At 55.6% G+C, this 14,203-nt stretch carries 11 protein-coding genes; 9 read left to right on the plus strand and 2 right to left on the minus strand.

The annotated features are described in order from the left end of the window. Window positions 1-9: 9 nt before the first annotated feature. Together ACR0BI_RS02055 and ACR0BI_RS02060 are read right to left on the minus strand one after the other, a co-directional pair. Window positions 10-2,256 (minus strand): mechanosensitive ion channel family protein, encoded by a 2,247-nt coding sequence (locus ACR0BI_RS02055; RefSeq protein ID WP_170393177.1) that lies wholly within the window; start codon window positions 2,254-2,256, stop codon window positions 10-12. Between the two features lie 269 nt (window positions 2,257-2,525). Beyond that, entirely contained in the window at window positions 2,526-3,434 is a 909-nt protein-coding gene (locus tag ACR0BI_RS02060; RefSeq protein ID WP_170393176.1) for a LysR family transcriptional regulator, read from the minus strand. 169 nt (window positions 3,435-3,603) lie between these two features. Between ACR0BI_RS02060 and ACR0BI_RS02065 the strand changes: the two genes are divergently transcribed. From ACR0BI_RS02065 to ACR0BI_RS02105, 9 genes are all read left to right on the plus strand, one after another. Next, the gene (locus tag ACR0BI_RS02065) at window positions 3,604-7,023 is read left to right on the plus strand and encodes an indolepyruvate ferredoxin oxidoreductase family protein (RefSeq protein WP_480561546.1); all 3,420 of its coding nucleotides are present in this window, start codon (window positions 3,604-3,606) and stop codon (window positions 7,021-7,023) included. A 78-nt stretch (window positions 7,024-7,101) separates the two neighbouring features. Next, a complete protein-coding gene (locus tag ACR0BI_RS02070) occupies window positions 7,102-7,980 on the plus strand; it encodes a lysophospholipid acyltransferase family protein (RefSeq protein ID WP_170421435.1) in 879 nt (292 codons plus the stop codon). Between the two features lie 8 nt (window positions 7,981-7,988). Next, a complete protein-coding gene (murI, locus tag ACR0BI_RS02075) occupies window positions 7,989-8,798 on the plus strand; it encodes a glutamate racemase (protein WP_170405556.1) in 810 nt (269 codons plus the stop codon). 94 nt (window positions 8,799-8,892) lie between these two features. Beyond that, window positions 8,893-9,921, plus strand: coding sequence for an N-acetyl-gamma-glutamyl-phosphate reductase (argC, locus tag ACR0BI_RS02080; protein WP_170817735.1), 1,029 nt, complete (start codon window positions 8,893-8,895; stop codon window positions 9,919-9,921). A gap of 7 nt (window positions 9,922-9,928) precedes the next feature. Then, window positions 9,929-10,375 (plus strand): cytochrome c maturation protein CcmE, encoded by a 447-nt coding sequence (ccmE, locus tag ACR0BI_RS02085; RefSeq protein ID WP_170405562.1) that lies wholly within the window; start codon window positions 9,929-9,931, stop codon window positions 10,373-10,375. 147 nt (window positions 10,376-10,522) lie between these two features. After that, a complete protein-coding gene (locus ACR0BI_RS02090; protein WP_480561545.1) occupies window positions 10,523-11,134 on the plus strand; it encodes a holin-associated N-acetylmuramidase in 612 nt (203 codons plus the stop codon). After that, entirely contained in the window at window positions 11,125-11,703 is a 579-nt protein-coding gene (locus ACR0BI_RS02095) for a holin family protein (protein WP_480561543.1), read from the plus strand. The genes ACR0BI_RS02090 and ACR0BI_RS02095 overlap by 10 nt, the downstream gene beginning before the upstream one ends. A gap of 74 nt (window positions 11,704-11,777) precedes the next feature. After that, the gene (locus tag ACR0BI_RS02100) at window positions 11,778-13,742 is read left to right on the plus strand and encodes a heme lyase CcmF/NrfE family subunit (protein ID WP_480561847.1); all 1,965 of its coding nucleotides are present in this window, start codon (window positions 11,778-11,780) and stop codon (window positions 13,740-13,742) included. Next, on the plus strand, window positions 13,739-14,194 hold the full coding sequence (locus tag ACR0BI_RS02105; RefSeq protein ID WP_170405571.1) for a cytochrome c-type biogenesis protein: 456 nt from the start codon (window positions 13,739-13,741) through the stop codon (window positions 14,192-14,194). Before ACR0BI_RS02100 ends, ACR0BI_RS02105 begins: the two co-directional genes overlap by 4 nt. Window positions 14,195-14,203 lie beyond the last annotated feature (9 nt).

The following is a 14,203-nucleotide window of genomic DNA, read 5'->3' on the forward strand; positions in this document are numbered from 1 at the left end:
GCCTAAGTGTCAGGCGGGGTTTTGCCCTTTGTTGACCGCATCTGCGGCGGCTGCACCGGCGGCAGCTTTTTGTTCTTCAGTTATGTTCTCAGCCTCATCCAACCCCGGGATGGCGACACGCACCTCGCGGCGGGCGAAATCGATACCATTTGCGTTGAATTCGGCCTTCACACGGTTAAAGATTTCCTTACGCAGTGTGAATTGCTTGCCGGGCTTGGCCATGAACTTGCCTCGGATGATCATACCGACATCGTCGAAGTCGAACACACCCTGAGATTTGAAGGGCTGCAGGAAGCCATCTTTGTGAACCTCGTCCTGCATCATCTCGGCACCGATCTTCTTGAAGATCTTCTTGACCTTGTTGGGGTCGGTGTCGAACGGCACAGTAAATTTCAACTTCATGATCACCCAGTCACGGCTGAAGTTGGTGAGCTTTTGAATCTCGCCATAAGGTATAGTGTGGACTGGACCACGATGGTGGCGAAGCTGCATTGAGCGGATCGAAATTTTCTCGACCGTTCCCATGGTCCCGCCGACATCGACATATTCGCCGACGCGGAATGCGTCATCGATCAGGAAGAAGATGCCGCCTACGATATCGGCCACCAGTTTCTGCGCACCAAAGCCGATGGCCAGACCCAAAACACCAGCACCAGCCAGCAGCGGCGTGATGTTGATGCCCAAGGCGCTCAGGGCTAGTAGGCCGAAGATCACCGAGATGGTGACTTGTGCGGTAATCCGCAACAAGGGCAGGACGGTCGCCAGACGCGAACCACCTGCGCCGCCACCTTCTCCGCCGGCTTCTTCATCCAGCTCCTCGGCCGCTGTCTGTTCCTTGGCCAGACGACGGTTAATCCATAGCGAGACGATCTCGTTCAGGATGTAGCCGACAGCGATGATCAGCAGGAACTCGATGATTGCGCCGCCAACTTCGGCACCGATACCTGCGGACGCAACATGGCGCAGATCAAGCTGCCAAACACGGGAAATCATGAAGACGACGAAGAGGCCAGCAATCACCCGACCGATGCGAATATAGCTGCGCTTGGCCGATCGATAGGCGCGTTCTGCTAATGGCCCTTCGCCCGACATTGGCGGCTGCAGGTGACGCACCAAACCACGTATCAATGTATCAAGTGCAGGTGCAATCAACAGCCAGAACATGGTTGTGAAATGCGCTCCACCGGACAACACGCGGATCAGCGCCGGGTTGCGTTGTGCCACCAGGAATTCGACCAGCAGCCAAATCACGACAGAAACGCCGATTGCAAAATACGGGTAATACCGCGCGACTTCTTCGTCGAACTTGGTGTGGTCCGGGTCGGTACCCAGCATCATCTGTGACAAACCTTCGCGCGCTGTCCAGGCGATTATGCCAATATAGACGTGGATTGCTGCGTTCAGCCAGAAACCGATGCGCGTCTGATCGCCGGTAACCCCGTTCAGCGCATTGAACCTTAGTACGAACAAGGTAAAGCCGATCAGGATCAGCAGACCGATCAGGTTGCGATGCAGGTATTTTGCCCAGTGGTCGTCAATGTTTACCAATCGGAATTGTGGCTTTTGCGGCGCAAGAACAAAGCGCGAGACTGCTGCCCCCAGACGCGGCACCCAGATTAGGTAGAATACAAATGGGGCTGCATAGATGATCTGCTCGGGGCTCAGCAATCCTCGGCCAATCGCCCGAATGACGACGTAGAATACGATAAGCCCTGCAATTTCGCGGCAAAATCGGCGGAACAGGTAGTTCACAGCGCCTCTGAGATCAGCGTCACCCGAGGGCTCGGTTGCCTCATGCCAGCGGCGGGTCAGGAAAATGAATAGCTTCTCAGCAATGAAGCCGACTATCAGGACCGAGAGCACCAGCCCCATTAGCGTCAGAACACCAGCGCCCCCCAATTTGTCAGAGAAATTGCTAAATGCAGTGATTTGCGCACTGATGATATTGGGAACTGTGGTCAGAACATGTGTCCAGGATGCGACCATTTCTGCCCAGATCTCATTGAGCTCGGTCAGCGGGTCTTCCTGACCTTCCTTTTCCGCCGCTTGCTTTTCGGCAACAGCGTCAAGGCGTTCCAGAAGGATTGCCCGTACCTGGTCGTCAGACATGCGCGCAACCAGATCATCAACCTGTTCTGGCGTCAGATCTTCGGGAATTTCAACTGTAGCGGTTGTGCTTGTGTCTTGTGCATGAAGTGGCACGGCCAGGAACAAGACTGAAATCATCGCCAACAATAGGCGGAATGAGTGGAACATGAATTAGCCCTCGAACACGAAATTTAGGTGTTTTTTCGGGATCATAGGCCTACGCGTTGGATTTTCCCAGTGCTTTCCACTGAATTGCATCAGCCTCGCGCAAAAAAAAGGCCGAGCACTAAGCTCGGCCGTAGTCCAACAGGGAGGTATGAAGATGATGAGCGTTTCAGCATCACCGCCTTCATGTGCTCATTTAGGGATCAGTTTATTAACGATCAAGGTCTATTAGCAGACCCCGGCGTCATGCCCGCTATGCTCTGAGTGCATGGCTATAGCTTGCCCAATTGCCTTAGCTGTTTGCGATGGGCGATTATCTCATCCTGCACAAAGTCCCGAAATGCCGCTATCCGTTTGGAATGACGCAATTCTTCGGGGTAGGCGAGGTAAACCGGTACATCAGCACTTTCGATGTCTGACATGACGGGGACCAGATCCGGGAAGTCCTCGGTCACATAATCAGGAAGTACTCCGATACCCAGATCATGCAGCACGCCCTGAAGAACGCCGAAATAGTTGTTCACGGTCAGCAACGAGCCGGGATTGTATGTCATAAGGTGACGCACCATCGACGCGCTTGCCCCAACCTGAGGGGCTGCGGGCGTTTGGCAGATCAATCGGTGCTTGGAAATATCTTCCAGCGTTTCAGGCGCCCCACCATGAGCATCCAAATAGCTGCGCGTTGCATAGAGCAGCATCTGCACAGTCATCAGACGTTTGCGCACGAGATCGGCCTGGCTGGGCTCTTTCATGCGGATGGCCACATCGGCTTCACGCATTGGCAGATCCAATACCCGTTCTTCAAGCATGAGGTCGATATTGAGGTCGGGATACTGTTCATAGAGCTTCGGTAGGCGCGGGGCGAGCCACAGCGTGCCGAACCCGAAGGTTGTGGTCACCCTCAGTACGCCAAAGACCTCATCTTCACTATCCCGGATACGCGCCGCAGCGGCATCCAGACGTTTCAGCATGGCCGTCGTGGCATCGAACAGCAATTCGCCTTGTTCTGTCAGAATCAGGCCGCGTGCATGACGGTGGAACAAGGTTGCATCGAGTGATTCTTCAAGCGCGCGGATCTGACGGCTCACCGCGGATTGAGATAAATTGAGCTTGTCTCCCGCGTGTGTGAGGCTGCCAGCGTCTGCAACCGCGTGAAATATTCTGAGCTTGTCCCAATCCATCGCCGCAACTTTCGTTATCCTCGCGCAGCCCTATATGAAACAGGTAACAAATTCCACAATGAAACCCGGAAATCGTTACGGAATAGAGTAAAATCACTATACAGGTCAGTATTTATGACCTAATATGCACGAGAATAAAGCACACTAATCCGACGAGGGGAGACGTCAGATGAGTCAGCCGAAAATTTCACTCAACGACCGGTTCGACCTGTCCAAAAGCCCGGTTCTTCTGAACGGCACGCAGGCACTGGTGCGTTTGATGCTGATGCAAAAAGTACGAGACACTGCGGCGGGATTGAACACAGCAGGTCTGGTCACAGGCTATCGGGGGTCTCCGCTTGGGGCTGTAGACCTTCAGATGTCTCGTGCAGAAAAGCAACTTGCCGAAAAGGATGTCACCTTTCAATTCGGATTGAACGAAGATCTGGCTGCAACCGCATTGTGGGGCAGCCAACAGGCGGGGCTGCGTGGCGACGGAAAATTCGATGGTGTTTTTGGGCTCTGGTATGGCAAGGGGCCGGGCGTAGATCGATCCGGTGATGTGATGCGCCATGCCAATATGGCGGGCACGGCGCAACATGGCGGTGTATTGATGGCCATGGGCGATGATCACACGGGTGAAAGCTCGACTGTTTTACATCAGTCGGAATGGTCACTGGTGGACATGTATATGCCCGTGGTCAGCCCGGCAGGTGTGCAAGAAATTCTGGACTATGGCATTTACGGATTCGCGCTCAGCCGGTTCGCCGGGGTTTGGGTCGGGCTGAAAACGATGAAAGACACAATCGAAGTGACTTCCGTCGTAGATGGCCGCCCTGACCGGATGCAGCTGGTCACCCCTCAATTCGATATGCCAGAGGGTGGGCTGAATATTCGGCTGGGTGATACACCGCATCTGCAGGAAGCGCGCGTAATCGACCACAAGCGCTTTGCGGCAGAGGTCTTTTCTCACGCCAACAAACTAGACAAGAGGGTCTGGGGAAAACCGGGCGCCAAGATTGGGTTTGTGGCGGCGGGTAAGAACTGGCTTGATCTGACTCATGCCATGTCGCTGCTGAACATCAACGCGGATGAGGCCGAACGGCTAGGCATTACCACCTATAAGATCGGTCAGACTTTCCCTTTGGATATGAAGGGCTTCCACGATTGGGCTGAGGGCCTGGATCTGATCGTGATCGTCGAGGAAAAGCGCAAGCTGATCGAAGTTCAGGTCAAAGAGGCGATCTTTGACGACCGTCGTGGGCGCCGTGTTTATGGCTGGTACAAAGGCGGCGCGGGGACGCTGCACCGCGAAGAACTGTTCCCGACCCGAGGAGCGCTCGACCCGATCATGATTGCCGAGAAGCTGGGTGAGATCCTGATCGAAGAGGGGCGGGATACAGATGGCGTTCGTGCCGGACTGGAGGCGCTGTCCGAAGCGCGCCGGGCTGACAATGCGCAGGAAATCGCGGCGCGTTTACCATACTTCTGTTCAGGATGTCCGCATAACAGTTCAACCAAGCTGCCTGATGGCAGCCGAGCCTATGCCGGGATTGGCTGTCACTACATGGTGCAGTGGATGGATCGCGAAACCACCGGTTTCACCCAAATGGGCGGCGAAGGGGCAAACTGGATCGGCGAGGCTCCGTTTTCGACCACACAACATGTTTTCCAAAACCTCGGCGATGGCACCTATAACCATTCCGGCGTGCAGGCGATCCGGGCGGCACTGGCCGCGGGCACAAATATCACCTTTAAGATCCTCTATAACGACGCCGTTGCGATGACCGGAGGTCAGGAGAACGAAGGTGGGCTAAGTGCCGAACGCATCGTCGCCGAGGTCCGCGCGATGGGTGTCAGCAACGTCGCTGTCGTTTACGACGAAAAAGAAGATGTGAATTTTGGTGCGTTGCCTTCGGGCGTTGAGACGTTCGAGCGTTCAAAACTGATGCAGGTTCAGGAAAAATTCCGCGAAATCGAGGGTGTATCGGTCATTGTTTATGTCCAGACCTGCGCAGCTGAAAAGCGCAGGAGACGCAAGCGCGGCACGTTCCCCGACCCCGATAAGCGAGTGTTCATAAATACTGATATCTGTGAGGGTTGCGGAGATTGCGGCGTTCAGTCGAACTGTGTTTCCATCGTACCGAAAGAGACCGAACTTGGCCGCAAGCGAGCGATTGATCAGTCAAGCTGCAACAAGGATTTTTCCTGCTTGAACGGGTTCTGCCCGTCTTTTGTAACCGTTGAAGGGGCGAAAATCCGCAAAGAGGCGACGACCGACCTCGACTTGCCCGATCTACCGGACCCCGTTTTGCCACAGATCAATGGCACTCATAACGTCGTAATTACCGGAGTTGGCGGCACAGGCGTTGTCACCATCGGGGCGGTTCTGGCGCAAGCCGCACAAATCGACGGCAAGGGTGCCGGTATGATGGAAATGGCCGGCCTCGCACAGAAGGGCGGCGCCGTACATATCCATTGCCGTCTGGCCAACCGGCCCGATGATATCAGCGCGATCCGTGTTGCCACTGGCGAGGCGCATGCGCTGATCGGCGGTGATCTGGTGGTATCGGCCGGGGCCAAGACGCTTGGCCTCACGCAAACCGGCCAGACCGGCGCTGTTGTGAACAGTCATGAAATTATCACCGGTGACTTCACGCGCGATACAGAATTCACAATCCCCAGAGATCAATTGCAGCTTGCGCTGCAGGCGCGGTTGAAAGACGGGGTGGCCCTTTTCGATGCCACCGATCTGGCGCGAGCCGTGATGGGCGACTCGATCTATTCCAATATGATGGTCTTTGGCGCAGCCTGGCAGCGTGGTCTGCTACCGATCAGTCACCAAGCGATAATGGGTGCTATTGAGTTGAATGGTGCGGCGGTCGAGCGCAACAAACGCGCCTTTGAAGTTGGTCGCTGGGCGGTGACCCACCCCGACGACGTGGCCAATATTTTGCGCCCCAACGTAGCAGAGTTACCAAAGACCCTCGATCAAGTGATCGATTTCCGCGCTGCGCACCTGATCGACTATCAGAACAAGCGGTTGGCGAAACGTTATCGCAAGCTGGTCGACAGCGTCGAAGATCAACACGTTCGTGAGGCTATTGCCAAAGGCTACCATAAGCTTTTGTCATATAAGGATGAATATGAAGTCGCCCGATTGCTGCTCGACAGCCGCCAGAAGGCGGAGGCCGAGTTTGATGGTGACTTTAAGATGACCTTCCAACTTGCGCCGCCAACCCTGGGGACGAAGGGCGACAATGGCCGCCCGGCCAAGAAAGCGTTCGGAGAGTGGTTTCTTGGTCCGTTGAAGGTTCTAGCCAAGCTGAAAGGTTTGCGCGGCACTCCGCTGGATATCTTTGGCTACACGACAGAGCGCAAAATGGAGCGTGCTCTGATCCGCCAGTATGAAAAGGACATGAAAGAGGTTTTGCCCAGCCTGACACCCGAAACCAGTGATGCGATCGCGGCCCTTGCGGCTCTGCCATTGGACATTCGCGGTTTCGGTCCGGTTTTGGTCGCGAATGAAGCCAAGGCTGCGAAACGTCGCGAGGAATTGTTGGCTGTTATTCGCGATGGCGGGCCTCAGATGAAAGCTGCGGCAGAGTGAGGCTTTACAAGCTTGTCATCAAACCTATGCAAAATGGCTACCCGGCCTTATCTAAGCGGCAGCAAACCGGAGTAGCCAATGCCCTCGCGCCATCACGTCGCTCGTGACATCTCTTACGCCCATTCCGCAGAAACGCGGAGCGGGCGGATGGTGATCAAGCTGATGGAAAACACCACCGGTCGTCTGCGTCTTATCCGCCGCGCTGACGGGTATGAGCAGGAGGTCGCACAGGGGCGTGATTTTTGGTCCGTAATGGTGGATCGATATGGGCTGACATTAGACGTGGTTGGCGGTGCGTTGTCGAACATCCCAAAAGATGGGCCATTGATCCTGATTGCGAACCATCCCTATGGCATTCTAGACGGGCTAATGATGGGACACATCCTGTCTCAGACTCGGACAGACTTTCGCATTCTCGCCAATCATGTTTTTCGCAAAGCTGAAGACCTGAACAGCATCGTGCTGCCAATTTCGTTTGATGCCACAAAAGATGCGATGAAGCTGAACCTTGCGACCCGAAAAACCGCTCTGAACTACCTAAGCGATGGTGGTGCAATCGGGATCTTCCCGGGTGGCACCGTCAGCACTGCGGCCAAGCCATTTTCTCATCCGATGGATCCAGGGTGGCGCGGATTTACAGCGCGGATGGTTGCCAAATCCAATGCGACCGTTGTGCCGGTTTTCTTCGATGGTCACACCTCGCGTTTGTTCCAGATTGCCAGCCATCTGCACAACACTCTGCGGATGGGGTTGCTGATCAAAGAGTTCAAGAAACGTGTCGATACCCCCGTCCGCGTGGTTGTAGGAGACCCCATTGGGCGCGACATTCTGGACCCGCTGGGCAAGGATACGCGCAAGATGATGGATTTCCTGCGCAAAGCCACGTATGAGCTGTCTCCAGAGCCATTGAAGTCTTATGACTATGGCTATGAATTCGAGGAACGGCATCGCGCCTGAAGGGGCAAATGGCAGTAGGTATCTTTGATTCCGGATTGGGTGGTTTGACCGTCCTGAACGCCGCGCAGAAACGTCTGCCCGACGTTGATTTCCTTTATTTCGCGGACAGCGCGCATGCGCCTTATGGTGTGCGCGATGCCGAGGATATCTTTAACCTGACACGAAACGCTGTGCAGGACCTTTGGGATCGCGGTTGCAATCTGGTGATTCTGGCCTGCAATACCGCAAGCGCCGCCGCCCTGCGTCGGATGCAAGAAGCGGGCGTGCCAGAAGGAAAGCGTGTACTGGGCGTATTTGTGCCTTTGATTGAGGCGCTGACTGAACGGCAATGGGGCGACAACTCTCCACCGCGTGAGGTTCAGGTGCAGCATGTTGCGCTGTTTGCGACGCCCGCGACAGTGTCGAGCCGTGCGTTTCAGCGGGAGCTGGCGTTTCGGGCGATAGGGGTTGATGTCGAGGCGCAAGCCTGCGGCGGGGTTGTGGACGCCATCGAAGAGGGCGACATGATCTTGGCCGAGGCTTTGGTACGCAGCCATGTGGATGCTCTGAAGCGCAAGATGCCGGAACCGCAAGCAGCCATTCTGGGCTGTACGCATTACCCGCTGATGGCAGAGACGTTTCAGCAGGCGCTCGGACCGGATGTGAAAGTCTATAGCCAGGGTGATCTGGTTGCGGAAAGCCTTGCAGACTACTTGCAACGGCATCCGAATATGCTGGGTGAGGGCACTGATGGCTTCCTGACAACGGGTAAGCCGGGCGTTGTGACGGATCGCGCGACTCAGTTCCTCCGACGACAAATCACCTTTGAAGCCGCCTGACCTAGGTCAAGGACGGCGCTTTTCCGATTCCGTAATTCGTTGACCGTCACAGCGGCGGTCACCCCATGTGACACATGAATGAAAGAGGTCTGACATGACCCACAAAATCGCAATTCTTGGCGCTTCTGGTTACACCGGCGCGGAACTCGTGCGGCTGATCGCCGGGCATCCGAGTATGGAAATCAAATCTCTGGCCGCCGAGCGGAAGGCTGGACAGACAATGGCGCAGGTATTTCCGCATCTACGCCATATGGATTTGCCGGTGCTTTGCAAGATTTCCGAGATCGACTTTAGCCAAATCGACCTGTGTTTCTGCGCTCTGCCGCACAAGACTAGTCAGGAAGTCATTCGCGAACTGCCCAACACCTTGAAAATTGTTGACCTGTCAGCAGATTTTCGACTTCGCGATGGCGACGAATACAAGAAGTGGTATGGGAATTCACATGCCGCGCTTGGGCATCAGGAAGAGGCGGTTTATGGTCTGACCGAGTTCTACCGTGACGAAATCCGCGGCGCTCGGCTGGTTGCCGGGACCGGATGCAATGCCGCGACGGGTCAGTATGTGCTGCGTCCGCTGATTTCGGCGGGTGTGATTGATCTGGATGACATCATTCTGGACCTGAAATGCGCGGTCTCGGGCGCAGGTCGGGCGCTGAAAGAGAATCTATTGCACGCAGAACTCAGTGAAGGGGCGAACGCATATGCCGTTGGCGGGACGCACCGGCATCTGGGCGAGTTTGATCAGGAATTCACGGAACTGGCTGGACGGACGGTGCATGTGCAGTTCACACCGCACCTGATCCCAGCCAACCGGGGTATTCTGGCCACAACCTATGTAAAGGGTGACCCGCAGAGCGTGTATGAGACACTTCAATCGGCCTATGAAGCCGAGCCCTTCATTGAGATGCTGCCATTTGGCGAGACGCCCTCAACCCACCATGTGCGGGGGTCGAACTTCTGCCATATCGGTGTCGTTGGAGATCGGATCGAACGCCGTGCAATCGTGGTGGCAGCATTGGATAACCTGACAAAAGGTAGCAGTGGGCAAGCCTTGCAGAACGCCAACCTGATGTTAGGTGAGGATGAAACCCTGGGTCTGATGATGGCCCCCTTGTTCCCGTGAGGACGGTATGAAAACGCTTAAGAAACGTCGTCGTGTACAAGTCATTCTAGTGGCTGTTGCGGCCCTGATACTGGCGACGGGTCTGATCGGATATGCGATGCGTGATGGCATCAACTTCTTCCGCTCACCCAGTCAGGTGATTGCAGAACCGCCGAAACCGACCGAGGTGTTCCGTATAGGTGGATTGGTCGAAGAAGGTTCGATCATTCGCGGGCAGGGTGAGACTGTGCATTTCGTCGTGACCGACGGCGGTGAAAGCGTAAAGGTCGCTTTTACCGGTGTTCTGCCTGATCTGTTCTCGGAAAATCAGGGTATGGTGGGCACCGGAAGTTATGTGAACGGAGTTTTTGAAGCCACTGAAATCCTTGCGAAACACGATGAAACCTACATGCCAAAAGAGGTTGTGGACGCATTAAAAGAACAAGGCGTTTATCAGGAATCAGGCGATAGCTGAATGCAGCATCGCTGAATGCCATCGGCGTCAAATTTCTAAACAGAAGAAGCGGGGCGTTGCGTGCGAGAGGTAGGCAGCGCCCTTTGTTTTGCAGTGGTGTTAACGAAATTGTCCGACCGTTTGCCAAAGTTTGGCATAGGGTTGACGATGTTGACGGTACGGCAGATTGCAAAAGGGATCGTGGCGCGGGAAGGTGGTTTTGTGGATGACCCCGATGATCCCGGCGGTGCCACGAAATACGGGGTGACGATCCATACCATGCGCCGATTGGGTCTCGATCTGGACCGAGATGGTTCGGTGACGCAACAAGACGTGCGCATGCTTAGCAAAGCGCAGGCCGTCGATATTTTTCTGGAACACTATTTTGAGAAACCACGCCTTCAGGTGCTGCCGGAAGCCGTACAGGCATCCGTGTTCGACATGTACGTCAATGCAGGAGCTCAAGCGGTGAAAATCCTGCAGAACCTGCTGCGGCAGATGGAGTATGACATTACGGTTGACGGGGTCATCGGCCCTCAGACTGCGCAGGCTAGCCGGGAGGCGGCTAGTCCAAAGCCTCTGGTGTTTCGTGATGCCTATGGGGTCGCAAGACGAAACTATTACTTCCGTTTAGCAGACCGGCGGATCGCTCTTCGCAAATATGCCAGAACTCGCGCGGGCGGCAAAGGCGGATGGATCAAGCGTGCCGAAGAGTTTTTATCGCCCAAGTATCATCTGAGCGAGGACGCGTTTCAGAAAAGGGTTTCAGGATGGGTTTGATCTCGGGTTTGTTGGCGCTCTTGTTTGGCGGAGGTCGCAATGTGGTTCGCGAAACTGCGGAAGTGTTTCGCGAAAATGTAGAAAGCGGTGCCGAGCGTTCTGTCGAACTGCGCGGTGCAGCCATGGCGCAATTCGGCACTGAATTCCAAGTTCCAAGCAAAACCAGGTTTGATCGATTCATGGATGGGCTGAATCGCCTTCCGCGACCGGCGCTGGCTTTGGGAACATTGGGTTTGTTTCTGGCCGCCATGATCGATCCGTTGTGGTTCGCAGCACGAATGCAGGGAATTGCGCTGGTGCCAGAGCCACTGTGGTGGCTGTTAGGGGTGATCGTGTCGTTTTACTTTGGCGCGCGGCATCAGATCAAAGCGCAGGATTTTCAAAGGGAAATCAGCGCGACAATGCTGAGGGCGCCTGAGGTGATCGCCAATCTTGTAACGATCCGCGGGTTGCGCGATGACAGTCCGGGTGCCGCCGATACTGGCTCGGACGCATCGTTGGCCGAAGCAGTCAACCAGCCGGAATCGAACCCTGCATTGGAGGACTGGAAGCGGCTTCGAAAGACCTGAGGCGCGACATTATGTGCGGTGATCCGAGGCGAATGTGAATGGCACTTGCACCGGTGCCGCAGTATAAGCAGGCCATGATTACAGAACTCGGCCATTTCGCACTTATCTTAGCCTTCCTCGTTGCCATCGTCCAAACTGTGGTGCCGTTGATCGGGGCTGCCAACCGTTGGAACGGGTGGATGGTTTTCGCTGAACCGGCCGCCATCACGCAGTTCATTTTGGCCGCCTTTTCCTTTGGTGCGCTGGTCTGGGCGTTTACCACGTCTGACTTCTCGTTACGGATCGTGGTGGAGAATAGCCATTCGGCAAAACCGATGCTCTACAAGATCACCGGGACCTGGGGAAACCATGAAGGTTCGATGCTGTTATGGGTCCTGATTGTAGCGATATTCGGCGCGATGGCCGCCATATTCGGCGCTGGCTTGCCTCCGACCTTAAAGGCGCGGGTGCTGGCCGTTCAGGCCGCGATCGGAGTAGCTTTCTATGCCTTTATCCTCTTCACATCGAACCCGTTTGACCGACTGCCTGTTCCTCCGTTCGATGGACGGGACCTGAACCCGCTGCTGCAGGACCCCGGTTTGGCCTTCCATCCGCCATTCCTGTATCTGGGCTATGTCGGCCTCAGCATGGCGTTCAGTTTTGCCGTTGCTGCATTGATCGAGGGCCGGGTGGACGCGGCTTGGGGGCGTTGGGTACGGCCTTGGACATTGGCGGCTTGGGTCTTCCTGACGATCGGTATCGCACTTGGATCATGGTGGGCCTACTACGAATTGGGCTGGGGCGGGTTCTGGTTCTGGGACCCTGTTGAGAACGCCAGCTTTATGCCTTGGCTACTGGCGGCCGCTCTATTGCATTCCTCCATCGTGGTGGAAAAACGCGAGGCGTTGAAAAGCTGGACGATCTTGCTTGCGATCATCGCGTTTGGGTTTTCTCTGATCGGGACCTTTATCGTGAGATCGGGGCTGCTGACTTCGGTCCATGCTTTTGCCAATGATCCTGAGCGTGGCGTATTTATCCTGTTCATCCTGATCATCTTTACCGGCGGTGCGTTGACCCTGTTTGCTGCACGCGCGCAGGCGATGGAGGCGAAGGGTGTCTTCGGAATGGTCAGCCGCGAAAGTGCATTGGTTCTGAACAACATCTTGTTGGCAGTTAGCTGCTTTGTCGTGTTTTTTGGCACAATGTGGCCAATGGTGGCCGAGATGGCGTTCGATAGAAAACTCTCGGTGGGCGCGCCGTTCTTCAATGCGGCATTTACCCCATTCATGGTCGCCCTCGGAATCGTTCTTCCCGTCGGCGCAATGCTGCCGTGGAAGCGGGGCAAGCTAAGCCGGGCGGCATGGTCTTTGCGCTATGCATTTGTACTGGCGGTCACGATCGCGATACTGGTCTGGGTGATGCAGACCGGACGCAGCGCATTGGGACCCGTAGGTTTGTTGCTGGGGGCGTGGATCACCTTCGGCGCCATCGTCGATCTTTGGAGCCGCACTGGCCGCAAAGGCAGTTTTGGACGCCTGTTTCGACTGCCCGGCGCAGACTGGGGTAAGGCGGTGGCCCATTGTGGTTTGGGTGTCACCATGTTTGCCATCGCAGGCCTAACCGCTTGGGAAGTCGAGGATATTCGTGTCGCTCAACCGGGTCAGCCTTTTGAAGTGGGGCAGTTTACGTTGACGTTGCAAGATGTGCGTCAGGTACAGGGGCCGAACTATTTCTCAACCATGGCGGATGTGCTTGTTGAGAAGGACGGGCGCTATATCGCGACTCTTAACCCGGAAAAGCGCGACTACCCTGTGGCACGGATGCCGACAACTGAGGCTGCAATCGACTATCGCTTTCTGCGCGATCTATATGTTGTGATCGGGGATCAACAAGCTGATGGCGGCTGGGTGATGCGAACCTATATCAAACCTCTGGCCAACTGGATTTGGGGCGGATGTATCCTCATGGCTCTGGGCGGTGTGCTCAGCCTGTCGGATCGCCGTTTCCGTGTTGCAGCCGGTGCACGGAAAACGCCTGCAAGCGGGGTTCCTGCCGAATGAAGCGCCTGCTTGTTATCCTGCTGCTGATTGCATCCCCGATCATGGCTATTCAGCCGGATGAAGTGCTTGACGACCCGGCGCTCGAGACACGAGCGCGGGATATTAGTACCGGTCTGCGCTGCTTGGTGTGCAGGAACGAAAGCATTGACGAAAGCAATGCCGAACTTGCGCGTGATCTGCGTATCTTGGTGCGAGAACGTCTGGTTGCGGGGGATACTGATCAAGAGGTTGTGGACTTCATCGTTGATCGCTATGGCGAATATGTGCTGCTGAAACCCACCGCGACCGGTGCCAATCTGTTGTTATGGCTGTCGGCTCCTGTCATGCTGCTGATAGCGGCCGGCATGGGGTGGAACTTTTTGCGCAAGCGTGCGCAGCATCAAGAAGTAGCGCATTCCGAAGGCCTTAGTGAGGAAGAACAAGAGCGTCTGCGCCGAATTCTGGAAGACTGACGCGCGGTT

The organism is Ruegeria sp. E5, assembly GCF_056534105.1.

Excerpts from the sequence above, each read along its gene's own strand:
- argC (WP_170817735.1), top strand. The coding sequence starts at position 8,893 with ATGACCCACAAAATCGCAATTCTTGGCGCTTCTGGTTACACCGGCGCG.
- ACR0BI_RS02100 (WP_480561847.1), top strand. The coding sequence starts at position 11,778 with ATGATTACAGAACTCGGCCATTTCGCACTTATCTTAGCCTTCCTCGTT.
- ACR0BI_RS02055 (WP_170393177.1), bottom strand. The coding sequence starts at position 2,256 with ATGTTCCACTCATTCCGCCTATTGTTGGCGATGATTTCAGTCTTGTTC.
- ACR0BI_RS02090 (WP_480561545.1), top strand. The coding sequence starts at position 10,523 with ATGTTGACGGTACGGCAGATTGCAAAAGGGATCGTGGCGCGGGAAGGT.
- ACR0BI_RS02095 (WP_480561543.1), top strand. The coding sequence starts at position 11,125 with ATGGGTTTGATCTCGGGTTTGTTGGCGCTCTTGTTTGGCGGAGGTCGC.
- ACR0BI_RS02065 (WP_480561546.1), top strand. The coding sequence starts at position 3,604 with ATGAGTCAGCCGAAAATTTCACTCAACGACCGGTTCGACCTGTCCAAA.
- ACR0BI_RS02060 (WP_170393176.1), bottom strand. The coding sequence starts at position 3,434 with ATGGATTGGGACAAGCTCAGAATATTTCACGCGGTTGCAGACGCTGGC.
- ACR0BI_RS02105 (WP_170405571.1), top strand. The coding sequence starts at position 13,739 with ATGAAGCGCCTGCTTGTTATCCTGCTGCTGATTGCATCCCCGATCATG.
- ACR0BI_RS02070 (WP_170421435.1), top strand. The coding sequence starts at position 7,102 with ATGCCCTCGCGCCATCACGTCGCTCGTGACATCTCTTACGCCCATTCC.
- ccmE (WP_170405562.1), top strand. The coding sequence starts at position 9,929 with ATGAAAACGCTTAAGAAACGTCGTCGTGTACAAGTCATTCTAGTGGCT.
- murI (WP_170405556.1), top strand. The coding sequence starts at position 7,989 with ATGGCAGTAGGTATCTTTGATTCCGGATTGGGTGGTTTGACCGTCCTG.